The following is a 23,545-nucleotide window of genomic DNA, read 5'->3' as shown; positions in this document are numbered from 1 at the left end:
CGATTGCGAGGGCCGACGCACGACTGCCGCGCCGGCGCTCGGCCGACCGCGGTGGGCGCAGGCGCGTGACGCCTGCGCCCACCGGGTCTCACTCGAAGAGGGAGAGGGTCAGCGAGCCGGAGTAGTCGCCGGCGGCGACGTCGGGCTCGGTGCTCAGGACGAGGTCCGCGGAGGCGGTCCACGCGCCCTCCTCCGCGACCGCGCCGGAGTCGAGGGCCAGGGCGAGCAGCTCCTGATCGACGAGGCCGACCGCGTCGTCCCCCTCGTCCAGCACCGTGTCGACCGGATCGCCCTCGGTGACGAGACCGGAGTCGCCGCCGTCCAGGAGGCGGGGAGTCCAGCCGAGGTGGTCGGCGCCGATCGGCTCCTGCCCGTCGGGCGCGGTGAAGGCGGACGCGGAGCCGAGCACGTACCAGCCGGCTCCGGCGGGGATCTCCTCCGGGCTCCGCGTGTCGGTGACGGTCACCGTCGGCAGGGCGCCGGTGAACCGGCGGACGAGCTCGGTCGAGCCGTCCTCGGTCAGGGCGGTCGAGCCGGCGGCGACGGTCATCGCGAGCACCCCGGGCGCGGTGGGCTCGGCGATCGAGACGCCGATGTCGACGCTCCGGTCGTCGAGGACGTCGTCGGCGGCGGCCGCGGAGGCGACGGCGGTCAGCAGCAGGGCGCCTGCGGCTACGGCCGCGCAGCGGGCGGCGAGGGCGGGTCTTCTCATGGCGGGGTCTCCTCGGGTCGGGCGGGTCAGTTGCAGGTGGTGGCGGAGTACGGGGCGCGCACGGTCGTGGTCGCGGGGGCGCCGTCGACCGTGGCGGTCCCGACGACCTCGACCGCTCCGGCGGGGATCGAGACCGCACGGGTGCTGAACGCGTGCGAGGTGGTCCGGCCCGGGGCGAGCGGAGCGAAGGTCTTCGTCCCGAAGGCCGAGGCGGCCGTCAGCGCGACGGGCACCGCGTCGTCGTTGCGCGCCTGGACGGTGACGACGGCCCTGCCGGCGAGGCAGCGGGTCGACGCGCTGGCCGTGACGGCGACCGCGGGGGCGGCGGCCTGGGTGAGGGCGACCTGGTCGAGCGTCCAGAAGGCGCTGTTCTGGCCGGTGTAGCGGAACCGGAACTCGGCGGTGCGAGCGCCGGCCGGGACGTCGATCCGGAGCGACTCGTTCGCGTTCGTGTTCGCGGTGTAGTTCTTCACCGCGACGGGGGCGGCTCCGTCGAAGGAGACCGAGACGACGGCGCTCTGCGGTCCGTCGATGACGTAGTCGGTGGCGTAGGAGAGGGTCGCGGTGGCGCTGCCGTTCAAGGGGTACGCCGGGCTGATCAGGGTGGAGTCGAACTGCCCCGCGGCGTGCGTCCTGTCGTCCCACTCGTCGGAGTCCGCGACCGCGAAGACGTCGCGGGCGCGGACGTTGGTCTCGCGCTTCTGGCCGGGCTCGACGCTCGTGAAGAACGAGTCGGTCGCGAAGGACCAGCCCGACCACTCCCGCACGCCTCCGGCGGGCATCGCCGAGTCGTCGATCCGCCAGCCCTGGGGCGCGGTGCGGGTCCAGCCGAGCAGTCCGGCCGCCGGTCGCGTCTCGTCGAGGCGTGGCTGCAGGGCGGGCCGCAGCGTGTCGAAGGCGTCGCTCGACGGCGTGCCGAGGGCGATGCCGTCGAGGGTCCAGGCGGGGTCGTTCGCGAGGCCGTTGACGGCGAGGACGGTGGGGGCGATGTCGACGATCTTCACGTCGTTCCGCGTGGAGCCCGCGGCGATGCCGGGGCCGGACGCGATGACGAAGACCTTCCGCTCGGCGAGGCTGTTCCCGCCGTGCCCGCCGGTGGGGGTGTGGCCGTGGTCCGCGGTGACCAGGATCGTCCACTGCTCGCTCGCGTAGCTCGGGCGGGCGCGGACGGCGGCGATCATCTCGCCCAGCTGGGCGTCGGCGCGGGCGAGGGCCGTGGCGTAGGCGGCCCCGTTCGTGCCGACCGAGTGGCCGGCGCCGTCGACCTCGTCGAGGTGGACGAAGGTGTTGTCGGGGTTGCCGTTCGCCAGGTAGTCGACGGCGGTGGCGGTGGTCTGCGCGTCGCCGCCGCCGGTGCGGCGGACGTCGACGGCCGAGCCGAAGATCGTCTCGGCGACGGGGGACCAAGTGGCGACGACCAGGCTCGAGCGGGAGGGGTCGGCGGCCTCGATGCGGCTGAGGTAGTCCGGGTACTGCCCGAAGCGCGGGGCGGTGAAGGCGTTGTCGACGACTCCGTGCTGGTCGGGCCAGGCGCCGGTGGCGATGGTCGACCAGCCGGGCCCGGACACGGTGCCGGACATCGGCGCGGCGTAGAGGTTCGAGGTCGAGGTGAGTCCCTCGGCGCGGAGGGAGTCGAGCGCGGGCATGTCGGCCGCGTCGAGCTGGTCGAAGGAGGCGCCGTCGATGCCGACGACGAGGGTCTTCGCGGTGCGGGTGCCGGAGGGCAGGCCGTTGTAGGTGGTGCCGGCGGCGGAGGCGGACGGCGCGGCGAGCAGGAGGCCGCCGATCTCCGCCGAGACGCAGGCGGCGCCGAGGGCGCGGAGGGGCAGGGACATCGACGACTCCAGAGGGGACGAGGTGGAGCGCGGAGACGACCGCGCGCCGCCAGACTGCCCACGTCTGTACCTATCTGGAAGCCGATGGCGAGGATATGCAGACACGTTCAGCGGCTGTTCACCCCGGGCGCGGCGGGCGGGACGGGCGCGGACGAGGCCGGGTGAACGATTCCGCGACAGCGACGAGGGGCCGCCGCGCGTGCGGTACCGTCGTCCCGATAGCGCCTAGGGTTCCGGGACGACACGTCGTCCGGCTGGTTCGAGCGGCGCCACGGATCTCCGCCATCGGAGCCCGTCATCTCAAGGGACAGAAGCCTGGAGGACCGCTGCGGCGCGCGTCGGCGCGCGCGGAAAGGTCCCGAACATGTCTGCCTTCGTCCTCGCCCTCGTGCTGACCGCGGCGCTCTGCCATGCGGCGTGGAACGTCGTCGCGCACCGGGTCAGCGGCATCGGGTTGCCCTTCCTCTGGTGGGGGGCGGTCGCGAGCACGCTGGTCTGGGGACCGCTCGTCCCCTTCACGGGAGGGCTCGGCTCGGGCGACGATCTGCCGCGCGGACTGCTGCTCGGCGCGGGCGTCTCGGGGCTGCTGCACGTCGGGTACATGGTCGTCCTGCAGGCGGGCTACGCCCGGGGCCGGCTGTCGACGGTCTACGCGACCGCCCGGGGGACGGGTCCCGCGCTCAGCGCCGGGCTGGCGGTGCTGCTGCTCGGGGAGCGGATCTCGCCGGTGGCGGTGCTCGGCGTCGCCGTCGTGGTGACCGGGGTGATCGCCACCGGGCTGATCGACCGGCCGACCGCGCAGGCCCCCTCGGGGCGCCGCCTCGTCGATCCGGGCATCCTCTTCGGTGTCCTCACCGGCGTCGCGATCGCGGTGTACACGATCTGGGACGCGCACGCCCTCCGGACCTGGGGGCTGTCGCCGGTGGCGTTCATGGTCGGCTGCACGCTGGTCGAGATCGTGGTCTACCTCGTGCCGCTGCGCCGGCGGCGGGCGGAGCTGCTGCCCGTCCTCCGGCAGCACTGGCCGCGGGTTCTGGCGTTCGGGGTGCTCTCGCCGCTCTCCTACATCCTGGTGCTGCAGGCGGTGACGCTCGCGCCGGTCGCCCTGGTCGCGCCGATGCGCGAGATGAGCGTGGTCCTGGTGTCGCTCTTCGGCGCGCTGGTGCTCCGCGAGGGCTCGGCGGTGCGGCGGATCGCGGCCTCGCTGGTGGTGGCCGGCGGGATCGTGCTGCTCTCGGTCTGAGGGCGCGGAGCGGAGGCCGGGGCGCGGATCAGGGCCCGACGGCGCGGATCAGAGACCGACGGGGCGGATGAAGTGGGCGCCGTCGCGGCGCCGGCCGGTCGCCGAGACCGTGAAGCGGACGATGTCGCTGCGGTAGCGGTCGTCGGAGGCCTCGAAGGTCCGGCCGTCGGCGTCGCGGGTGATGCGGTGCAGGCGGAGCACGGGGGAGCCGGGTGCGAGCTCGAGCAGCTGCGCGTCGGTCTCGTCCGCGGCCACGGCGTCGATCTCGTGGTCGACCTCGGCCGACTTCCAGCCGCGCGAGTCGAGGAACTCGGTGATCGAGACCGTGTCGAGGTCGACGTCGAAGAGGTTGCGGCCGGCCGGCTCGATGAAGGTCAGCCGCTCGAGCATCGTCGGCCGGTCGTCCAGCGAGCGCAGCCGGAGGACGTCGACGACGAGCTCGCCCGGCTCGATGCCGAGCAGGGCGGCCTGGTCGGCGTCCGAGCGCCGGAGCGAGACCTGCTGGGTGAGCGCCCCGGGCCGCGCGCCCATCGTCCGCGCCCAGCGGGTGAAGGGGATCGAGACGTCGACGGCCTGCTGGGCCTTGCGCTCGATGACCCGGCTCGGGCGACCGCGGGTGGTCTCGATCAGGCCCTCGCTGCGCAGCGCCGCCAGGGCGTTGCGGATCGGGCCGCGCGACGTCTTCCACTTCGCGGCGAGCTCGCCCTCGGTCGGGACCTCGTCGCCGGGGGCCAGCAGGCCGCTCGCGATCGACTGACGCAGGTCGTCGGCGATCGCCTTGTACATCACATCAGCCACGTAGGCACCTTACTGGGCGGAGGGGGCGTTTCTGAGCGGAGCGCCACCGGCCCCGCCGCCGAACCGGGTATCGCGGGCGGCGGCCGCGCGAGATGGGTGAACACGTCGTGAACAGTGGCGAGATAGGTACATACGTAGGCACCCGGTGCGGCAGAGTTCCAGTCGTCCCCCTCGACGCCCTCCGCCCGAAAGGCCATCATGCAGACCCGCGCCCGCCTGACCCCCTTCTCCCGATCGGCCCTCACCGCGCTGGCCGCCGCCGGCGCCCTCGCGCTCCTGGCCGGCTGCTCCGGCACCGCGTCGGCCGGCTCGACCGCCGCCGGCGACGCCGAGGGCGGCTTCGCCGTCGACTCGAGCACCCTCGTCTTCGGCGTCGTCCCCGACTCCGTCGACACCGAGACCAACTACCAGCCGCTGATGGACTACATCGCGCAGGAGACCGGCAAGACCGTCGAGTACCACGAGTCGACCGACTACGCGGCGCTGATCGAGGCGGCCATCGCCGGGCAGATCGACGTCGCCAGCTTCTCCGGCTTCACCTACGTCACCGCCACGAACAACGGCGCCGAGCTCACCCCGATCTCCTCGATCGTGACCTCCGAGGGGCAGGAGCCCGGCTACTACTCCGAGGCCATCGTCCCCAACGGCAGCGACATCGCCTCGATCGCCGACATGAAGGGCAAGAAGGTCTGCTTCGTCGACCCGTCCTCCACCTCCGGCTACCTCTTCCCGAGCTACAACCTGATCGAGGCGGGCCTGGACCCCGAGACCGACATCACGCCGGTGTTCGCCGGCAAGCACGACGTGTCGGTGCAGAAGGTCGGTGAGAACGTCGAGTGCGAGGCCGGCTTCGCGGAGGACAGCGAGGTCGAGAAGTCCGACGCCGTCACCGTGATCGAGCGGACCATGGTCCCCGGCGCGCCGATCGTCGAGTCGGACGCCCTCCCGGACGACTTGAAGCAGCAGCTGAAGGACATCCTCTCCGACGTCACCATCGACGACATCATCGCCGCGGGCGTCGAGTCGGCCGACAGCGACGGCTTCCGCAGCGTCTTCTACGAGACCAAGCCGGTCGACGACGCGTACTACGACCAGATCCGCGAGATCTGCGAGGCGACCGACGCCACGCAGTGCCAGGCCTGACCCGGCGCCCCGCCGTCGAGCGCTGAACCGACCGACCCGACCTGGAGACTCCGATGACGACTTCCTCCCCTCCCGCGGCCGACGCCGTGGTCGAGATCACCGACCTCACCAAGCGCTTCGGCGCGACGACCGCGCTCGACGCGGTGTCGCTCACCGTGCGCCGCGGGGAGATCGTCGTCCTGCTCGGGCTCTCCGGGTCGGGCAAGTCCACCCTGCTGCGCCACGTCGACGCCCTCGAGGCGCCGACGAGCGGCGCGGTCCGCGTGCTCGGCGAGGACGTGCCCGCGCTGCGGGGCGGTCGGCTGCGCACGCTCCGCGGGAAGGTGGGCTTCATCTTCCAGCAGTTCGAGCTCGTGCCGTCGCTGACGGTGCTCGAGAACGTGCTGACCGGGGCGCTCGCGGAGCTGCGTGGCCCCAGGCTGGGCCTCTGGAGCTACCCGAAGGCGAAGAAGCTGCGCGCGCTGCAGCACCTCGAGCGGGTCGGCCTGCTCGAGCGCGCCTACCAGCGCGCCGACACCCTCTCGGGCGGGCAGCAGCAGCGCGTCGCGATCGCGCGCGCCCTGATGCAGAACCCCTCGATCCTCCTGGCGGACGAGCCCGTCGCCTCCCTGGACCCCGAGTCGAGCGATCAGGTCATGGGACTGATCCGCGAGATCGCCGCGGAGGAGGGGCTCACCGTGCTCTGCAGCCTGCACCAGGTGGACCTCGCCATCTCCTGGGCCGACCGGATCGTCGGCCTCCGGCACGGCGCGGTCGTCCTCGACACTCCCGCGGCGGGGCTGTCCAAGGCCGAGGTCATGGAGATCTACGGCCGCGTGGCCACGACGACCTCGGAGCTCGAGGCCGTGCAGAACGAGCTGCTCACACCGGAGGCCACCCGATGACGGCCGTGCTGCCGCCGCGCACCGCGCGCCGCCCGGACCCGGCCGTCGCCGCGCGCGCTCCGCGGCCGCGGCGCTCCCCGGAGCGGATCGCCGCGGTCCTGACCCTGCTCGCCCTCGCGGGGCTCGCCGTCGCCGCGCTGATCGAGGTCGACATCTCGGTGCCGCGGATGCTGCAGTCGCTCTCGAACGCCGAGCGCTTCCTCGGCCGGGTCGGCGCGATCAGCTTCCCCGAGCCGGCCGAGCTGCTCGCGCTCACCGCGCAGACCCTCGGGCTGGTGCTCACGGGCACGCTGCTCGCCGCGGTGCTGTCGGTGCCGCTGGCGTACCTCGCGGCGGCCAACACCACGCCCGGCCACGCGGCCCGGGGTGTCGCGCGCTTCCTCGGCGTGCTGGCCCGCGCGATCCCGGACGTCGTCCTCGCGATGGTCTTCGTGCTGATGTTCTCGCTCGGCTCGCTGCCCGGCATCCTCGCGATCGGCCTGCACTCCGTCGGCATGATCTCGAAGCTGTTCGCCGACGCGATCGAGCAGATCGACGAGGGACCGCGCCTGGCGATCCGCGCCGCCGGCGGCACGAGGCTGCAGGAGTTCACCTCGGGCGTGCTACCCCAGGTGCTGCCGTCCTGGGTCGCGACGGTGCTGCACCGCAACGACATCAACCTGCGCGGCTCGGTGATCCTCGGCTACGTCGGCGTCGCGGGCCTCGGGCTCGAGATGTCCTACGCCTTCAAGTCGCTGCAGTACGGGCGGGGCATCGGCATCGCGCTGGTGATCTTCGCGCTCTGCGTGGCGATGGAGATCGTCTCGAGCTCGGTGCGCGCGGCGATGCTCGGCCGCGGAGCGTCCGGGGCCGGCGCGTCGGACTCCGGCCCGGTCGGCGCGCTGGCGCGCCGGTTCCGCGGCGACCGCGCGAGCGGCACCGCGGGGCGACCGGCTACCACGATGCCGCGGTCGACCCCGGAGTCGGCCCTGCGCCGGCCGTGGACGCCGACGCGCCTGCGCAACGCCCTCGCCGGCGTCGTCACGGCCCTCGTGATCGTCGCGGGCGTCGTCGTCAGCGACATCACCTGGAGTGACGCGCTCACCTTCTGGGGCCGCGTCCCCGCCGTTGCGGCGCAGTTCTGGCCGCCGTCGTTCGGCAGCTACGACGCCGGCACGATGGTCGAGGCCATGCGCGAGACGATCGCCATCGCTCTCGCGGCGGCGCTGCTCACCGTCGTCGCGTCGGTGCTGATCGGCTCGCTCGCCGCCCGCAACGTCGCCCCGACCCGCGGCGCCCGCAGCGGCTTCCGGCTGCTGCTGGTCGCGGTCCGCGGCGTGCCCGAGCTGATCCTCGCCATCCTGCTGATCGTCGTCTCGGGGCTCGGCACCCAGGCCGGCACGATCGCCCTCGCGGTCGGCGGGGTCGGGCTGCTCGGCAAGCTGATCGCCGACTCGCTGGAGGAGGTCGACTCCGGACCGGAGCGCGCCCTCGTCGCGACCGGCGCCACCCGGCTGCAGGTCTACGCCGGAGCGACGCTGCCCCAGGGGGCGCGCGCGATGCTCGGCCACATCTTCTACCTGCTCGACACCAACATCCGCGCGGCGACCCTGCTGGGCATCGTCGGCGGCGGCGGGATCGGCTACTACCTGCTGAACGCCGCGCAGGGCTCGAACTACGCGACCGTGACCGCGATCGTCCTGATGATCCTGGTGACCGTGCTCGTCGTCGAGGGCCTGGCGATGTGGCTGCGGAAGGTGCTCCGATGAGCGCCCGGTACGACGTCGCCGTCGTCGGCTCCGGGATCGTCGGTCTCGGCGCGGCCTACGCCGCCGTCCGCCGGGGGCTGAGTGTCGTGGTGCTCGATCGCACCGCCGCGCCGATGGGCTCGACCGTCCGCAACTTCGGTCACCTCTGCTTCACCCCGCAGGCGGGCGAGGCGCTGCGCTACGGGCTCGCGGCCCGGGAGGCGTGGCTGCGGCTCTCGCGGGATGCGGGCTTCGCGCTCCGCCGCCGCGGCACGCACATCGTCGCGCGCCACGCCGACGAGCTCGCGCTGCTGGAGTCGGCGGCCGCGCAGGCGCCGTTCGGCTTCGGCGACGGCCCCGAGATCGAGCTGCTCGACGCGCGGCAGACCGCGGCGGTGACCCCGGTCGACCCCGCGGTCGTCGTCGGGGGAGCGGTGCTGCCCTACGACCTGCAGGCGGATCCGCGCACGGCCGCGGCCGCGATCGTCCGGCACCTCGCCGAGCTCGGCGTCGAGTTCCGGATGCGCACGGCCGTCGGGCGGGTCGCCGAGGGCGTCGTGGAGACCAGCCGGGGCGCGATCCTCGCCGACACGATCGTCGTCGCGGTCAACCACGACCTCGATCAGCTCCTCCCCGAGCTCGCCGAGGCGCACGACGTCGTCCGCTGCTCCCTCGACATGCTCCGCGTGGAGCTGCCGCTGCGCGCTCCGCTGGCCGCGCCGCTGCTGACGGGCTGGTCGCTCGTGCGCTACAGCGGCTTCGCGCGCCTGCCCGAGGCCGCCGCGGTGCGGGCCCGGCTGCACGCCGAGCGGCCGGACCTCGCGGCGATCGACCTCAACCAGATGTACACGCAGCTGCCCGACGGGAGCGTCGTCGTCGGCGACTCCCACCACCGCTCGATCACGCCGGAGCCGTTCCAGTCCGAGGCGACCGCGGAGCTCCTCCTCGAGGAGACCGCCCGCCTGTTCGGGGCGGCGCCGCGGGTGCTGGAGCGCTGGCAGGGCGTCTACGCCAGCGGGCGCGACGAGTTCCTCGTCGCCGAGCCGATCCCGGGCGTCCTCGTGCGCACCGTCACCACGGGCATCGGCATGACCACCGGGCTCGGTCTCGCCGAGACCACCCTCGCGGACCGCTTCGACAGCACCGCATCCCTCCTCGTCTCCTCGGAAGGCCGCTGATGACCAGCACGATCCCCGCTCCCGCTCCCCTCGGCACCGCCGGTCCCGGCCCGGCCCTCGCCGGCATCGAGCTCGTCGTCCTGGACATGGCGGGCACCACCGTCACCGACGACGGGGTCGTCGAGCAGGCGTTCCAGCGCGCGGCCGAGCGCACCGGCGTCGCCGACCGCCTGCCGTGGGCCGAGGCGCTCGACTACGTGCGCGAGACGATGGGGCAGTCGAAGATCGACGTGTTCACGCACCTCGCCGGGGGCGACGTCGCCGCCGCGGAGCGGGCGACCGCCGCGTTCGAGGACGCCTACGCCGAGCTGATCCTCGAGGGCGCCGCCGCGCCGATCCCCGGTGCCGAGGAGCTGCTGCGCGAGCTGCGCGCCGCGGGGGTCGCCGTGGCGCTGACCACCGGCTTCGCTCCCGTCACCCGCGACGCGATCCTCGACGCGCTCGGCTGGCGCGACCTCGTCGGGATCGCCCTCTCGCCGGCCGACGCCGGCCGGGGCCGCCCCGCGCCCGACCTCGTCCTGACCGCCGCTCTGCGCGCGCGGGTCAGCGCGATGAGCGCCGTCGCGGTGGTCGGCGACACGGCCAGCGACGTCCTCTCGGGACTGCGCGCGGGCGCCGGGCTCGTGGTGGGCGTGCTGAGCGGAGCGCACGACCGCAACCGCCTGAGCGCGGCCGGCGCGCACGCCGTGATCGAGGACGTCACCGCGCTGCGCACGCTGTCACTGCGATGAGGACGGCGACCGCGCCGCCGCGCATCGATCCGGAGTCGCGGCGCGTCGAGCTGCGGCCCTCCGCCACCGCCATGGTCTGGCTGGCACCGGACCGCCCGCACGAGGCGGTCGCGTTCGTCACGGTCCGGCTCGCGCCGGGCGACGTGCTGGTCGAGATCGAGCTGGCGACGATCTGCGGCTCGGACGTGCACACCGTGCACGGCGACCGGAGCGCTCCCGCGCCGCTCGTCCTCGGGCACGAGCAGCTCGGTCGCGTCGTCGAGCTCGGCACCGGCGGGCCCCGCGCGCTCGACGGCTCGCTCCTCGCCGTCGGCGACCGCGTGCTGTGGTCGATCGCCGCGAGCTGCGGATCCTGCGACCGCTGCGCGGGCGGGCTGCCGCAGAAGTGCCGGTCGCTGCGCAAGTACGGCCACGAGCGGATGAGCGACGCCTGGGCGCTGTCCGGCGGCTTCGCGACCCATGCGCACGTCGTCGCGGGCACGCCGATCATCCGGCTGCCCGAGGATGTGCCGGCCGCCGTCCTGGCACCCGCGTCCTGCGGGACCGCCACCGCCTGGGCCGCGCTCGCCGCCGCCGAGGCCGTCCGTCCGCTCGCCGGGGCCGACGTGCTGATCAGCGGCGCGGGCCTGATCGGGCTCACCGCGGCGGCGATGACGACGGACCGCGGGGCGGTCGTCACCCTCGTCGAGCCGGATCCCGCTCGCCGCGCGCTCGCCGAGCGCTTCGGCGCCCGAGCGCGGCGACCGGAGGAGGAGGGCGGCGAGTTCGACGTGGTCCTCGAGGCGTCCGGTGCGCGGGCGGCCGTCGGCTCGGCGCTCGCCCGTGCCGCGGTCGGCGGCGTGGTCGTCCTGGTCGGCAGCGTCTTCCCGACCGAGCCGGTGCCGCTGGACCCGGAGCGCGTGGTGCGCGGGCTGCTGACCGTGCGGGGCGTGCACAACTACACGCCCGAGCACCTCGCCGCGGCCTCGGCGTACCTCGTCGACCGCTGGCAGGCGTGGCCGTTCGCCGGCCTGGTCGGCGAGACGGTGGCGCTGGCGGATCTCGACGAGGGGATCCGGCGCGCCTCGGGCGGTGCGGTCCGCGTGGGCGTCTCGCCGATCGCGCCGCACTGACACCGCCGCACTGACACCGCCGCACGTGCTCAGCCGGAGTCCGGGCCGTCGCCGGGGACGAAGCGGTAGCCCATCCCCGATTCGGTGAGCAGGTAGCGGGGGCGAGCCGGCTCGGGCTCGAGCTTCTTCCGCAGCTGGGCGAGGTAGAGGCGGAGGTAGCCGGTGTCCGTGCTGTGGCTCGGTCCCCAGATCTCGTGCAGGAGGGTCTGCCGGTTGACGAGCCGGCCGGGGTTCCGGACGAGCAGCTCCAGCACCCGCCACTCGGTGGGGGTGAGCCGGACCGCGATCGGGCCGTCGCCGGTGCGCCGGGTGACGGCCCGCGCGGTGAGGTCGACGACGTGGTCGCCGAGGGCGACCAGCGAGCCGGTCTCCTGCGTGCCGAGCCGCCGGGTGAGGGCGCGGAGGCGGGCGAGCAGCTCGTCCATCGCGAAGGGCTTGGTGACGTAGTCGTCGGCGCCCGCGTCGAGGGCGTCGATCGTGTCGGCGGCGCCGGTGCGCCCGGAGACGACGAGGATCGGCGCGGTGCTCCAGCCGCGCAGTCCGCGGATCACATCGAGGCCGTCGAGCCCGGGCAGGCCGAGGTCGAGCACGACGAGGTCGGGACGCCGCTCGGCGGCGAGCGCGAGGGCGCTGGTGCCGTTCTCGGCCGTGACGACCTCGTAGCCGCGGGCGCCGAGGGTGATCCGGAGGGCGCGCAGCAGCTGCGCGTCGTCGTCGGCGAGGAGGACCCTCATCGGTGTCCCTCCCGGGGCGTCGGTGTGGGCATCGGTGCGGATGCGGGTGCGGTCGGCGGCGGCGCGAGCGGGAGGGTGACGACCATGGTCAGCCCGCCGCCGGGGGTGTCCTCCGTGTCGAGGGTGCCGCCCATCCCCTCGGTGAAGCCCTTGGACAGGGCGAGGCCGAGGCCGAGGCCGGTGGTGTTGTCGGTGTCGCCGAGGCGCTGGAACGGGACGAAGACGTCGGCCCGGCGCTCGGGGGCGATGCCCGGTCCGTGGTCGGCGACCCGGATCTGGAGCGTGCCGCCGAAGCCGCTGGTCGAGATCCGCACGCGCCGGTCGGCCGGGGAGTGCCGGACGGCGTTGGCGAGCAGGTTCACCACCACGCGCTGGAGCAGGCCGGCGTCGGCGAGCGCCGGCGGCAGGTCGAGGTCGAGATCGAGGTCGAGCTCCGCCGGTCCGAGGCCGAGCTCGTCGATCGCGGGGAGGACGACGTCCGAAGGGTCGACGGGCGCCAGGGAGACCGCGAGCACCCCGGCCTGCAGCCGGGTGACGTCGAGGAGGTTCGTGACGAGGTCCGCGAGGGTGCCGAGGCTCTCGTCGGCGGTGGCGAGCAGCTCCGCGCGGTCCGCGGCGCTCCAGGCGATGTCGGTGGAGCGCAGTCCGCTGATCGCGGCGGTCGCGGCGGCGAGCGGCCGGCGCAGGTCGTGGCTGACGGCGGAGAGCAGGGCGCTGCGCACCCGGTCGGTCTCGGCGAGGGGAGCGAGGCCGCTCGCCGTCTCGCTGAGGTCCTCGTGCTCGAGGGCGGCGTCGAGCTGGGCGACGACGACGGAGAGCAGGCGCCGCTCGCCCGCGCCGACGGGGCGGCCGTGCAGCTCGAGGACGGCGGTGCGGCCGACGGGGACGATCTCGTGCTCGCCGCCGGGCTCGCCGTCGGCACCGACGAGCTCGGAGCCGCGGAGCAGGCGGACGCCGGTCAGCCCGAAGGCCTCGCGGGCGCGCTCGAGGATCGCCTGCAGGGCGTCCTGGCCGCGGATGACGCCGCCGGCGATGGTGGCGAGCAGCTCGGCCTCGGCGCCGGCCCGGCGGGCGGTGCGGGCGCGGCGGGCGGCGCGGTCCACGACGGCGCTGACCAGGATCGCGTTGGCGATGTAGAGCAGGAGGGCGAGGGCGTGCAGCGGTTCGTCGACGGTGACGGTGTAGAGCGGGTCGACGAAGAAGAAGTCGAGGGTGAGCCCGGACAGCACGGCGGCGAACAGTGCCGGACCGAGGCCGCCGGCGAGCGCGACCAGGACGACGAGGACCTGGTAGGCGAGGACGTCGCTGGTGATCGACTCGTCGCTCCGGAAGGCGGCGAGCAGCCAGGTGAGCAGCGGCCCGCCGACGAGCGCGAGCAGCAGGCCGAGGACGCGCCGCTTCAGCGTCAGCGCCCCGCCGAGCCGGGGCAGCGCCGGGGAGCGGCCCGCCGAGGCGTGGGTGACGATGTGGACGTCGATCGTCCCGGACTCGCGGATGACCGTCGCGCCGATGCCGGGGCCGGTGAGCGCGGCGGCGAGCCTGCTCCGCCGGCTGACGCCGAGGACGAGCTGGGTGGCGTTGACGGAGCGGGCGAACTCGACGAGGGCGCGGGGGACGTCCTCGCCGACGATCTGGTGGTAGCTGCCGCCCAGGGTGTCGACGAGGGCGCGCTGCTCGGCGAGCACCTCCGGGCGGGCGGCGCGCAGGCCGTCCTGGCTGGTGACGTGCACGGCGAGCAGCTCGCCGCCGGAGGAGCGGGCGGCGATGCGGGCGCCGCGGCGGAGCAGGGTCTCGCCCTCGGGTCCGCCGGTGAGGGTGACGACGACGCGCTCGCGCGCCTCCCAGGTGCTGTCGATGCCGTGCTCGACGCGGTAGCCGTTCAGCGCCGAGTCGACCTCGTCGGCCAGCCACAGCAGCGCGAGCTCGCGCAGCGCCGTGAGGTTGCCGAGCCGGAAGTAGTTGGACAGGGCGGCGTCGATCCGCTCGGACGGGTAGACGCGGCCGGCCGCGAGGCGGTCGCGGAGGGCCTGCGGGGCGAGGTCGACGACCTCGATCTGGTCGGCGCCGCGCAGGATCGCGTCGGGGATCGTCTCGCGCTGCGGGACTCCGGTGATCTGCTGGACGACGTCGTTGAGCGATTCGATGTGCTGGATGTTGACGGTGGAGACGACGTCGATCCCGGCGTCCAGGAGGGTCCGGACGTCCTGCCAGCGCTTCTCGTGGGCCGAGCCGGGCGCGTTGGTGTGCGCGAGCTCGTCGACGAGGGCGATCCCGGGGCGCCGGGCGAGGACGGCGTCGAGGTCCAGTTCGTCGAGCCGCACGCCGCGGTGCTCGAGGGCGGTCCGCGGGACGACCTCGAGCCCGGTGACCATCGCGGCGGTCGCGGCGCGGCCGTGGGTCTCGACGAAGGCGACGACGACGTCGCGGCCCTCGCTCCGCAGGCGCCGGCCCTCCTCGAGCATCTCGTAGGTCTTGCCGACGCCCGGGGCGGCGCCCAGCAGCACCCGGAGCCGCCCCGTCCTCATCGCCGCCTCAGCTCGCCTGCGCCGCGAGGGCGAGGTTGAGCTCGAGGACGTTCACGGTCTCGTCGCCGAGGAACCCGAGGTCGCGCGCCCGGGTGTGCTCGGCGACGAGGGCGCGGACGTCCTCCTCGGTGAGCCCGCGGGCGGCGGCGACGCGGGCCACCTGGATCGCGGCGTAGGCCGGGCTGATCTGCGGGTCCAGACCCGAGGCGGAGGCGGTGAGGGCGTCGGCGGGGACGGCGGCCGGGTCGACGCCGTCGAACGCGGCGATCGCGGCGCGGCGCTCCTGGATCGCGGCGATGAGGTCCTCGTTCTCGGGGCCGAGGTTGGAGCCGCTGGAGGCGCTCGCGTCGTAGCCGTCGCCCGCGGCGGAGGGTCGGGACTGGAACCACTCGGGCAGCGGGTTCCCGTCGGCGTCGGTGAAGGACTGGCCGATGAGGCTGGAGCCGACGGTCTCGCCGCTCTCGGTGAGCAGGGAGCCGTTCGCCTGGCGGGCGAAGGCGACCTGGCCGAGGCCGGTGATCGCGAGGGGGTAGAGGACGCCGAGGGCGACGGTGAGCACGAGGAGGGCGCGGAGGGCGACTCCGTACTGCCGGAGCCCGGTGCGGGGGGTGGTCATGGGATGGTCTGCTTCCTGGTGAGTCGTGGTGAGGAGTGCTGGGAGTGCTGGGAGCGCCGAGGACTGCGGGGTCCGGCTAGAAGCCGGGGAGGAGGGAGACGACGAGGTCGATCAGCTTGATGCCGACGAACGGCGCGATCACCCCGCCGAGCCCGTAGACGAGGAGGTTGCGGCTGAGGACCTTCGAGGCGCTGAGCGCGCGGTAGGCCACGCCGCGGAGGGCGAGCGGGATCAGGGCGATGATGACCAGTGCGTTGAAGACGATCGCCGAGAGGATCGCCGAGGACGGCGAGTGCAGCTGCATCACGTTCAGCACGGCGAGGCCGGGGAAGACCCCGGTGAACATCGCGGGGATGATCGCGAAGTACTTCGCGATGTCGTTGGCGATCGAGAAGGTGGTCAGCGCTCCGCGGGTGATCAGCAGCTGCTTGCCGATCCGGACGATGTCGATCAGCTTGGTCGGGTCGGAGTCGAGGTCGACCATGTTGCCGGCCTCCTTCGCCGCCGACGTGCCGGTGTTCATCGCGACCCCGACGTCGGCCTGCGCGAGCGCCGGGGCGTCGTTGGTGCCGTCGCCGGTCATCGCGACGAGGTTGCCGCCCTCCTGCTCGCGGCGGATGTACTCGAGCTTCTGCTCGGGGGTGGCCTCGGCGAGGTAGTCGTCGACGCCGGCCTCCGCGGCGATCGCCTTCGCGGTGAGCGGGTTGTCGCCGGTGATCATCACCGTGCGGATGCCCATCGCGCGCAGGTCGGCGAAGCGCTCCTTGAGCCCCTCCTTGACGACGTCCTTGAGGTGGACGACGCCGAGGATCCGGCCTGTGCCGCTCGCGTCCTTCACCGCGACGACCAGCGGGGTGCCGCCGCTCTCGGAGACGCGGTGCACCTGCGCCTCGAGCTCCGCGGCGGCGGCGAGGGGGCCGCCGTCCGCGAGCCAGGCGGTGACGGCCGAGCCGGCGCCCTTGCGGATCATCGCGCCGTCGGGCAGGTCGAGGCCGCTCATCCGGGTCTGCGCGGTGAAGGGCACGATCTCGGCGGAGAGGACCTCGCTCGCGAGCGCCTCCTCGCGGATCCCGCGGGCGGCGGCGAGGTCGACGATCGACTTCCCCTCGGGCGTCGGGTCGCTGAGGGAGGAGGAGGCGGCGGCGCGGATCAGCTCGTCCTCGCCGGTCCCGCCGACGGGGACGAACTCGGTGGCGCGGCGGTTGCCGTAGGTGATGGTGCCGGTCTTGTCGAGCAGCAGCGTGGTGACGTCGCCGGCGGCCTCGACCGCGCGGCCGGACATCGCGAGCACGTTGCGCTGCACGAGCCGGTCCATGCCGGCGATGCCGATCGCGGAGAGCAGGGCACCGATGGTGGTCGGGATGAGGCAGACCAGCAGGGCGACCAGCACCGGGACGCTGACGGGGGCGGCGGCGTAGGAGGCGATCGGGTTGAGGGTCAGGGTGACGACGAGGAAGACGATCGAGAGGCTCGCGAGCAGGATGTTCAGCGCGATCTCGTTCGGCGTCTTCTGGCGCGAGGCGCCCTCGACCAGGCCGATCATCCGGTCGACGAAGGTCTCGCCGGGCTTCGAGGTGATCCGCACCACGATCCGGTCGGAGAGCACCCGGGTGCCGCCGGTGACGGCGCTGCGGTCGCCGCCGGACTCGCGGACCACGGGGGCCGACTCGCCGGTGATCGCCGACTCGTCGACCGAGGCGATGCCCCAGACGATGTCGCCGTCGCCGGGGACCAGGTCGCCCGCCTCGACGACGACGTGGTCGCCGAGCTGCAGGTCGGCGGAGGAGACCTCGCGCACTTGGCCGTGGGCCGCGGCGCCGTCGCCGGCGCGGTACTCCAGCAGGCGGCGGGCCATCGTGCTGGTGCGGGTCTGCCGGAGGCTGTCGGCCTGCGCCTTGCCGCGGCCCTCGGCGACCGACTCGGCGAGGTTGGCGAAGACGACGGTCGCCCAGAGCCAGAGCGCGATGCCCCAGGTGAAGGAGCCGGGGACGGGGGAGCCGCCGGACTCCTGCGCGCCGCCGAGGAACGGCTCGGCGATCGCGAGGACCGTGGTCAGCGCGGCGCCGACCTCGACCAGGAACATCACCGGGTTCCGCACCATCAGGCGCGGGTCGAGCTTGCGGAGCGCGCCGGGCACCGCGGCGAGGACCTGCTCGGGACTGAACGCGGAGGCGCCGCGCCGCGGGGTCTTCTCGGGGGAGGGGGAGGCGGCGGGTCGATCGAGAGTGGCGGTCATGACTGCAGTCCTTCTGCGAGGGGTCCGAGTGCGAGCACGGGGAAGTAGGTGAGGGCGGTCACGATGGCGGTGACGCCCACGAGGAGGCCGACGAACTGCGGCCGGTGGGTGGGGAGCGTCCCCGCGGTCGCCGGTGCGGCGCCCTGCCGGGCCAGCGAGCCGGCGAGGGCGAGCACCATCACGATCGGCAGGAACCGGCCGAGCAGCATCGCGACTCCGAGGGCCGCGTTGAACCACGGGGTGTTCGCGGTGAGTCCGGCGAAGGCCGAGCCGTTGTTGTTGGCCGCGGAGGTGAAGGCGTAGAGCACCTCGGAGAGGCCGTGCAGGCCGGGATTCCAGATCGACGTGCCCTCGACGTCGGCCCGCACCGCGGGGATCGCGAAGCTGAGCGCGGTGCCCGCGAGCACCAGGGTCGGCGTGATGAGGATGTAGATGCTGGCGAGCTTGATCTCGAGCGGGCCGAGCTTCTTGCCCAGGTACTCCGGCGTCCGGCCGACGAGCAGCCCGCCGATGAAGACCGCGAGGACCGCGAGCACGAGCATCCCGTAGAGGCCGGAGCCGACGCCGCCGGGGGCGACCTCGCCGAGCATCATGTTCAGCATCGGCAGCATCCCGCCGAGGGCGGTGTAGGAGTCGTGCATCGAGTTGACCGCGCCGGTGGAGGTGAGGGTGCTGGTCGCGCCGAAGAGCGTCGACCCGGCGATCCCGAACCGGGTCTCCTTGCCCTCCATCGCGCCGCCGGCGGCCTGCGGGGCGCCGCCGCTCCCGCCGAGCTCCAGGAGCGTGAGCGCGGTGAGGGAGACGAGGAAGATCGTGGCCATCGCCGCGAGGATCGCGGAGCCCTGCTTCGCGTCGCCGACCATCCGCCCGAAGGTGCGGGGGAGGGAGAACGGGATCGCGAGCATGAGGACCACCTGCAGCAGGCTGGTCCAGGCGGTGGGGTTCTCGAAGGGGTGCGCCGAGTTGGCGTTGAAGAAGCCGCCGCCGTTGGTGCCGAGCATCTTGATCGCCTCCTGCGAGGCGACCGGGCCGCCCGGGATGCTCTGCGTGGCGCCGGTGACCGTGGTGACGTCGGTGAATCCGGTGACGTTCTGGATCACGCCGCCGGCCAGGAGCAGGACCGCGCTGAGCACGGCCAGGGGCAGGAGCAGCCGGAGGAGGCCGCGGGTGAGGTCGACCCAGAAGTTGCCGATCGTGCCGCTGCCGCGCCGGGCGAAGCCGCGGACGAGGGCGATCGCGACGGCGATGCCGACCGCGGCCGAGACGAAGTTCTGCACGGCGAGGCCGATCAGCTGGACGGAGTAGCCCATCGTCACGTCGGGGGAGTACGACTGCCAGTTCGTGTTGGTCACGAACGAGATCGCCGTGTTGAAGGACAGCCCCTCCGGGATCGCCGGGAAGCCGAGCGAGTACGGCAGCACGGCCTGCGCCCGCTGGATCGCGTAGAGCAGCAGCACGCTGACGAGCGAGAACGCGAGGACGCCGCGCAGGTAGGCCTGCCAGCTCTGCTCGGCGCGGGCGTCCACGCCGATGAGGCGGTAGAAGCCGCGCTCGACGGCGAGGTCCTTCGGCGAGGAGTAGAGGTGCGCCATGTAGTCGCCCAGCGGGCGGTGCAGCAGCACGAGGATCAGGGCGGCGGAGGCGACCTGCAGGATCGCGAGGAAGGCGGCCATCAGAAGCGCTCCGGCTTCACGAGGGCGACGACGAGGTAGCCGATCGCGGCGATCGCGAGGACCGCGGCGAGGGTGTCGAGGACGATCACGGCCGGTCCCCTCCCTTCCGCGCGTCGCGGGGGTCGGCGACGCCGGCCCGGGGGCTCAGCTTCTCGACCCCCTTGGCGAGGACGCCGAGGAGGGTGAAGACGGCGAGGACGCCGATCACGGAGACGAGGTCGAGCACGGGAGGACTCCATCCGGAGGCGGATCGTGACCGCGGATCCGCGGGCACGTGCCAGAGCTGGCACGAGCACTCACTAGACACCTCCGCGGCCCGCCGCTCGGCGGCGCTCACGGTTCCCATACGGGTCGACGGCGGAACCTCACGGGTTCCCTACGACCGCGGCCCGGGCGCCTGCCGTCGGGAGCCCCGGACGCCGCGTCACTCCGGGACGGCGGCGGCCCTCCTCGCCTTCCGCTCGCGACGGCCGCTCCTGGCGACGCTGACCACCAGCGCGATCGAGAGGCCGATCAGGATGTACTCGACGAGCGCGGTGAACGCGTCGCCGCTGACCTCGGGGGCGGCCGACTGGTCGTCGCCGCCCTGCTGCAGGAAGCGGGCGAAGTCGCCGAGGCCGTGCAGCAGGATCGGCACCCACAGCGTCCCCGTCGCGCGCAGGGCGCCGTAGAAGATCGCGCCGTCCATGGCGAGGAAGGCCACGGCGACCGCGGTCGCGGGCAGCGGGACGCCGTTGAGGAGGTAGCCGGCGACGTGCCCGAGGCCGAACGCGATCGAGGTGATCAGCAGCGCGGCCAGCTCGCCGTGGTGCCCGCGGACGGCGACCCGGAAGAGACCGCGGAAGTAGAGCTCCTCGCCGAAGCCGATCAGCAGGCAGCCGACCAGGTAGACGAGGACCATCGGCAGCGCCCGCTCCGCCCACGGCACGGCGAGCAGGAGCTGCACGGTCTGGACGGCGAGCACGACGGGGATCGCGAGCAGCCACCAGCGCCGCCGCTCGGTGAACGGCGACGGCGCCGTCCACGCCTCCCGCAGCCAGCCCGCACGCCGCGCGAACAGCAGCCCGATCACGATCAGGACGCCGACGGGCAGCCAGGTCCCGATCACGAAGTCGAGAGTGTCGTCACCGCCGGCGAGCGGATCGAGCAGGGTGCCGACGCCGGCCGCGATCAGCACGTAGAGGACGGCGGCCGCGATCCCGACCGGGATCGTGCGCGGGACCGGGCGCTGATCGGTGCTCGCGGTCATGCGAGTGCTCCCCCCGAGACGGCGCTCCGGGTCCGACGGCGCTCGCCGAGGACGAGGACGAGCAGCAGGACCAGCCCCGTCGCGATGACGAGGAAGGTGCTGAGGGCGGGCAGGAGACCGGCGATCGTGCCGGCAGGGTGCGCGCCGTGCAGGAAGAGCGTGGGATCGGTGGAGGCGTGCAGCAGGATCGGCCCGAGCAGGCTGCCGGTCACCCGGAGCGCCAGGTACATCACGATGCCGAAGCCGAAGGTGTAGGCGACCTGGAGCGCGGTGACGGCGACGCCCTGGTCGCTGGTGAAGACGTTGCCGATGTGCAGAGCCGCGAAGATCCCGGCCGAGACCAGCGCGACGCGGATCTCGCCGTGGCCGCGCTTTCTCATCAGGTTCACGACGAAGCCGCGGGTGAGCGTCTCCTCGGCGAAGCCGACGAACAGGCCGGTCAGCAGCCAGGAGGCGATGAGCGCGCCGCCCGCGCCGGCGTAGTCGAGATCGAGCAGGGCGGACACGTTGATCGCGAGGACGACGGCGACCCCGATCCACATCCAGCCGCGACCGCGGATCCGCTGCGGGGCGAACAGCTCGCGCAGCCAGCCGAGGGAGAGCGCGAAGAGCACCAGGAGCACGCTCGCGAGCAGGATCGGCAGCCCGATCGAGAAGAAGACGTCCGTCGCGGATCCCTCCTCGCCGCGGAGGGGACTGCCGGTGTCGCCGACCACGAAGCCGAGGAGGTAGCCGATCAGCTCGTAGAGGCCGTAGTAGACGGCCGCCAGCAACAGCGCCCGCCAGCCCCCGCCGCGCTCCCAGAACCGCCGCCAGGCCGATGCCGTCCGCTGAACGTCCACGAGTACCCCCCTCGAGCCGGCCCGGTGCGGAGCCGACGGCCCCAGGCTAGCGGCGGGGGAGGCGCCGGCGTCGGTCGTGATCCCCCTCGGGGGTCAGGCGGGGGCCGGTCGCCCGGGAGCGCTCTCAGCTCCTCCGCTCCCCCCGCAGGAGGCGGCTCAGCTCGTCGTCGATCGTGGCCAGCGGGGAGCATCGGGCGATGGCCGCCGCCATCTCGACGGCTCGCGCGCGGTAGGCGGGGTCGCGCAGGACGGCGCGGATCGCCGTGCCGAGCGCCTCGGCGGAGGGACGCCCGGTCCGCAGGTCGACGCCGACGCCGAAGTGCGCGACGCGGGCGGCGACCTCGGGCTTGTCCTCGGCGGCGCCGGCGACGACCAGCGGGACGCCGTGGCGGAGGGCGAGGAGGGTGCCGCCGAAGCCGCCGTTGGTGACCATCACGGAGGTCAGCGGCAGCAGCTGCTCGTAGGGCAGGAACTCCGCGGCGCGGGCGTTCGCCGGCAGCGGGCCGAGCGAGGCGAGCGGCGCGCGGCCGGTGCTGACGACGACGAGCACCTCCTCGTGCGCGAGCGCCTCGAGGGTGGGGCGGACGACCTTCCCGAGGTCGTGGTTGTCGAGGGTGCCCTGGGTGACGTGCACCACCGGGCGGCCGTCGTGCAGGTCGGCCCACCAGTCGGGCAGGGCGGCCGGAGAGGGGGCGCTCGGAATCGGTCCGGCGAAGACCACGTTCGGGCTGAGGTCCGAGCGGGGGTACTCGAACTCCGCCGGGCCCAGCTGCACGAAGCGGTCGAACGCCGCGGTGAAGTCCAGGACGAAGGTGCGGAGCGGCACGCCTGCCGCCTCCTGCACCAGCCGCTCCGCGAGCCGCTGGGTCTTCGCGAAGAGGAAGCGGGCCACGAGCAGGTTCAGCGCGCGGTTCCGCAGCCGCCCGAGCGGCGTGGCGGAGGGCGGCAGCGCTGTGTTGAACGGGGCGACGTCGCGGCTGACCTGGACCAGCGGGCCGATGCCGACGCCGAGGATCGGCGGGCGCGAGGCCGGGTCCGCCTCGAGCAGCGGCAGGATCCCGGCGAAGAAGGAGTCGGTCAGGACGGTGTCGATCCGCTCCCGGTCGAGGATCGCCCGGACGGCGCGGTGCTGCTCCGGCAGGGTCGCCACGAAGGTCTGCTCGACCTGGTACCGCGAGAGCGCGAGGCCGCGGTGCCGGTGCAGATCGGGCAGGAAGCTCGCCTCGTCGCGCTCGTCGAAGTCGGCTCGACCGGTCAGCGCCTCGTGGTGCAGGCCGGCGTCGTGCACGCGCTCCTCGAAGGCGGAGCCGGTCAGCACGATGACGTGGTGCCCGCGCTCGGCGAGATGCCTGCCGAGGGCGAGCAGCGGTGCGAGATGGCCGTAGAGGGGAGTGCTGCAGAGCAGGATGGTGGCCACGACGGCTCCTCGGTCAGGTCGGTTCGGGGTGGTGCTCGGGGTCTTCGGGGAGGTGCGCGGGGCTCTCGGCGCGTGGCGGGAGGAGCAGGCGGGTGAGCGCGTCGCCGAGGAACCGCTCGAGCTGCTCGGCGCTCCAGCCGCGGTCGAGGGCGAGCAGGTTCCAGAGCTGCGGGCTGGCGAGGGCGTACAGGATGTCGCCCGCCTGCTCCGGGGTCATGTCGTCGCGCAGCGGACCGCGCACGAGCCGGGCGAACGCCTGCTGGTCGGCGAGGCGGCCGGCGCTCTGCCGGGCCAGGTCCTCGCTGAGGGCGGGGTCGTCCTGCGCGGCGGCGGCCATCACGTTCCAGAGCGGCGCGGCCCGCTGCGCCAGGGCGACGGAGTGGTGGGCGAGCTGCCGCAGCTGCCGCTCGGGATCGGACTCCGCCGCGACCGCCGCGACCCAGTCCTGGTCGGTGACGCCCGCCTCGGAGTCCTCCCCGGTCGTCATCGCCGCCGTGAGCGCGCGGAGCACGTCGGCCTTGCCGCCGATCGCGAGGTAGATGGTCTGCACGGAGGTTCCGGCCGCGCGGGCCAGCTGCGAGATCGTCGTCCCCGCATAGCCCTGGGTGAGGAACAGTCCCGCGGCGGCGTCGAGGATCCGCGCCCGGGTCTGCGCGCGATCGGTGTCGCCGCGCTCGCGCCGCCGACGGGCGTCGTAGGGGCGGGAGGCCGCCTTCTGGTCGTCGCCGCCGCTCATCCCGACGGACTCACGGCGGCGGGCGCCGGGGAGGTCGCGGCGCGGGTGGCAGTGGCGGTCACGGAGGCGTCCCCAGGAGTCGAGAGGTGGTGGGTGCGGAGGGAGACGGATCGCTCGTGGCGATCCAGTGACACTTCGCGTTTCTCACTATAAC

At 73.9% G+C, this 23,545-nt stretch carries 21 protein-coding genes; 7 read left to right on the top strand and 14 right to left on the bottom strand.

Annotated elements, in window-relative coordinates:
* Positions 1–88: 88 nt before the first annotated feature.
* Together EDF43_RS07720 and EDF43_RS07715 are read right to left on the bottom strand one after the other, a co-directional pair.
* On the bottom strand, positions 89–712 hold the full coding sequence (locus tag EDF43_RS07720) for a hypothetical protein (protein ID WP_132436188.1): 624 nt from the start codon (positions 710–712) through the stop codon (positions 89–91).
* Between the two features lie 26 nt (positions 713–738).
* On the bottom strand, positions 739–2,547 hold the full coding sequence (locus EDF43_RS07715) for an alkaline phosphatase family protein (RefSeq protein WP_132436187.1): 1,809 nt from the start codon (positions 2,545–2,547) through the stop codon (positions 739–741).
* A gap of 364 nt (positions 2,548–2,911) precedes the next feature.
* Between EDF43_RS07715 and EDF43_RS07710 the strand changes: the two genes are divergently transcribed.
* The gene (locus EDF43_RS07710; protein WP_123733145.1) at positions 2,912–3,790 is read left to right on the top strand and encodes an EamA family transporter; all 879 of its coding nucleotides are present in this window, start codon (positions 2,912–2,914) and stop codon (positions 3,788–3,790) included.
* A 48-nt stretch (positions 3,791–3,838) separates the two neighbouring features.
* Here the strand turns inward: EDF43_RS07710 and EDF43_RS07705 are convergent, their stop codons facing one another.
* Entirely contained in the window at positions 3,839–4,588 is a 750-nt protein-coding gene (locus tag EDF43_RS07705; RefSeq protein WP_243582754.1) for a GntR family transcriptional regulator, read from the bottom strand.
* Positions 4,589–4,786: 198 nt separating this feature from the next.
* Here EDF43_RS07705 and EDF43_RS07700 point away from each other — a divergent pair, with 198 nt between their 5' ends.
* The 6 genes from EDF43_RS07700 to EDF43_RS07675 are packed head-to-tail and all read left to right on the top strand — an operon-like array spanning position 4,787 to position 11,363.
* On the top strand, positions 4,787–5,731 hold the full coding sequence (locus EDF43_RS07700) for a phosphate/phosphite/phosphonate ABC transporter substrate-binding protein (protein WP_123704162.1): 945 nt from the start codon (positions 4,787–4,789) through the stop codon (positions 5,729–5,731).
* Positions 5,732–5,784: 53 nt separating this feature from the next.
* Positions 5,785–6,615: a phosphonate ABC transporter ATP-binding protein gene (gene phnC / locus EDF43_RS07695; RefSeq protein ID WP_123733147.1), complete on the top strand. Its 831-nt coding sequence runs from the start codon at positions 5,785–5,787 to the stop codon at positions 6,613–6,615.
* Positions 6,612–8,363 carry an ABC transporter permease subunit gene (locus tag EDF43_RS07690; protein WP_132436186.1) on the top strand — a complete coding sequence of 584 codons (1,752 nt, stop codon included), beginning with the start codon at positions 6,612–6,614 and terminating at the stop codon, positions 8,361–8,363. The genes phnC and EDF43_RS07690 overlap by 4 nt, the downstream gene beginning before the upstream one ends.
* A complete protein-coding gene (locus tag EDF43_RS07685; protein ID WP_132436185.1) occupies positions 8,360–9,520 on the top strand; it encodes a TIGR03364 family FAD-dependent oxidoreductase in 1,161 nt (386 codons plus the stop codon). Before EDF43_RS07690 ends, EDF43_RS07685 begins: the two co-directional genes overlap by 4 nt.
* A complete protein-coding gene (locus tag EDF43_RS07680; protein WP_132436184.1) occupies positions 9,520–10,251 on the top strand; it encodes an HAD-IA family hydrolase in 732 nt (243 codons plus the stop codon). Before EDF43_RS07685 ends, EDF43_RS07680 begins: the two co-directional genes overlap by 1 nt.
* Positions 10,248–11,363 (top strand): alcohol dehydrogenase catalytic domain-containing protein, encoded by a 1,116-nt coding sequence (locus EDF43_RS07675; RefSeq protein ID WP_132436183.1) that lies wholly within the window; start codon positions 10,248–10,250, stop codon positions 11,361–11,363. Before EDF43_RS07680 ends, EDF43_RS07675 begins: the two co-directional genes overlap by 4 nt.
* 29 nt (positions 11,364–11,392) lie before the next feature.
* Here EDF43_RS07675 and EDF43_RS07670 read toward each other — a convergent pair whose 3' ends face one another.
* The 11 genes from EDF43_RS07670 to EDF43_RS07625 all read right to left on the bottom strand — a co-directional run bounded on the left by EDF43_RS07670 (position 11,393) and on the right by EDF43_RS07625 (position 23,391).
* Complete coding sequence (locus EDF43_RS07670) at positions 11,393–12,097, bottom strand: response regulator (RefSeq protein ID WP_132436182.1); 705 nt, start codon at positions 12,095–12,097, stop codon at positions 11,393–11,395.
* Positions 12,094–14,622 (bottom strand): ATP-binding protein, encoded by a 2,529-nt coding sequence (locus EDF43_RS07665; RefSeq protein ID WP_132436181.1) that lies wholly within the window; start codon positions 14,620–14,622, stop codon positions 12,094–12,096. Before EDF43_RS07665 ends, EDF43_RS07670 begins: the two co-directional genes overlap by 4 nt.
* Before the next feature lie 7 nt (positions 14,623–14,629).
* On the bottom strand, positions 14,630–15,238 hold the full coding sequence (gene kdpC / locus EDF43_RS07660) for a potassium-transporting ATPase subunit KdpC (protein ID WP_132436180.1): 609 nt from the start codon (positions 15,236–15,238) through the stop codon (positions 14,630–14,632).
* Between the two features lie 76 nt (positions 15,239–15,314).
* Complete coding sequence (kdpB, locus tag EDF43_RS07655; protein WP_132436179.1) at positions 15,315–17,474, bottom strand: potassium-transporting ATPase subunit KdpB; 2,160 nt, start codon at positions 17,472–17,474, stop codon at positions 15,315–15,317.
* The gene (kdpA, locus tag EDF43_RS07650; RefSeq protein ID WP_123735718.1) at positions 17,471–19,147 is read right to left on the bottom strand and encodes a potassium-transporting ATPase subunit KdpA; all 1,677 of its coding nucleotides are present in this window, start codon (positions 19,145–19,147) and stop codon (positions 17,471–17,473) included. Before kdpA ends, kdpB begins: the two co-directional genes overlap by 4 nt.
* Positions 19,147–19,236, bottom strand: coding sequence for a potassium-transporting ATPase subunit F (locus EDF43_RS07645; RefSeq protein WP_123446358.1), 90 nt, complete (start codon positions 19,234–19,236; stop codon positions 19,147–19,149). Before EDF43_RS07645 ends, kdpA begins: the two co-directional genes overlap by 1 nt.
* Positions 19,233–19,373: a hypothetical protein gene (locus EDF43_RS21750; protein WP_165909050.1), complete on the bottom strand. Its 141-nt coding sequence runs from the start codon at positions 19,371–19,373 to the stop codon at positions 19,233–19,235. The genes EDF43_RS07645 and EDF43_RS21750 overlap by 4 nt, the downstream gene beginning before the upstream one ends.
* Positions 19,374–19,571: 198 nt before the next feature.
* Positions 19,572–20,396 (bottom strand): type II CAAX endopeptidase family protein, encoded by an 825-nt coding sequence (locus EDF43_RS07640; RefSeq protein ID WP_132436178.1) that lies wholly within the window; start codon positions 20,394–20,396, stop codon positions 19,572–19,574.
* Positions 20,393–21,238: a CPBP family intramembrane glutamic endopeptidase gene (locus EDF43_RS07635; RefSeq protein WP_132436177.1), complete on the bottom strand. Its 846-nt coding sequence runs from the start codon at positions 21,236–21,238 to the stop codon at positions 20,393–20,395. Before EDF43_RS07635 ends, EDF43_RS07640 begins: the two co-directional genes overlap by 4 nt.
* Positions 21,239–21,362: 124 nt before the next feature.
* Entirely contained in the window at positions 21,363–22,655 is a 1,293-nt protein-coding gene (locus EDF43_RS07630) for a glycosyltransferase (RefSeq protein WP_132436176.1), read from the bottom strand.
* Positions 22,656–22,668: 13 nt separating this feature from the next.
* Entirely contained in the window at positions 22,669–23,391 is a 723-nt protein-coding gene (locus tag EDF43_RS07625; RefSeq protein ID WP_132436175.1) for a TetR/AcrR family transcriptional regulator, read from the bottom strand.
* Between the last annotated feature and the right edge of the window lie 154 nt (positions 23,392–23,545).

Origin of the sequence: Rathayibacter sp. PhB179, from assembly GCF_004345345.1 — a bacterium.
In the GTDB taxonomy this organism is placed as follows: Bacteria; Actinomycetota; Actinomycetes; order Actinomycetales; family Microbacteriaceae; genus Rathayibacter; species Rathayibacter festucae.
Note: the sequence above shows the minus strand (reverse complement) of the source record. Positions and strands in the feature narration are given on the sequence as shown.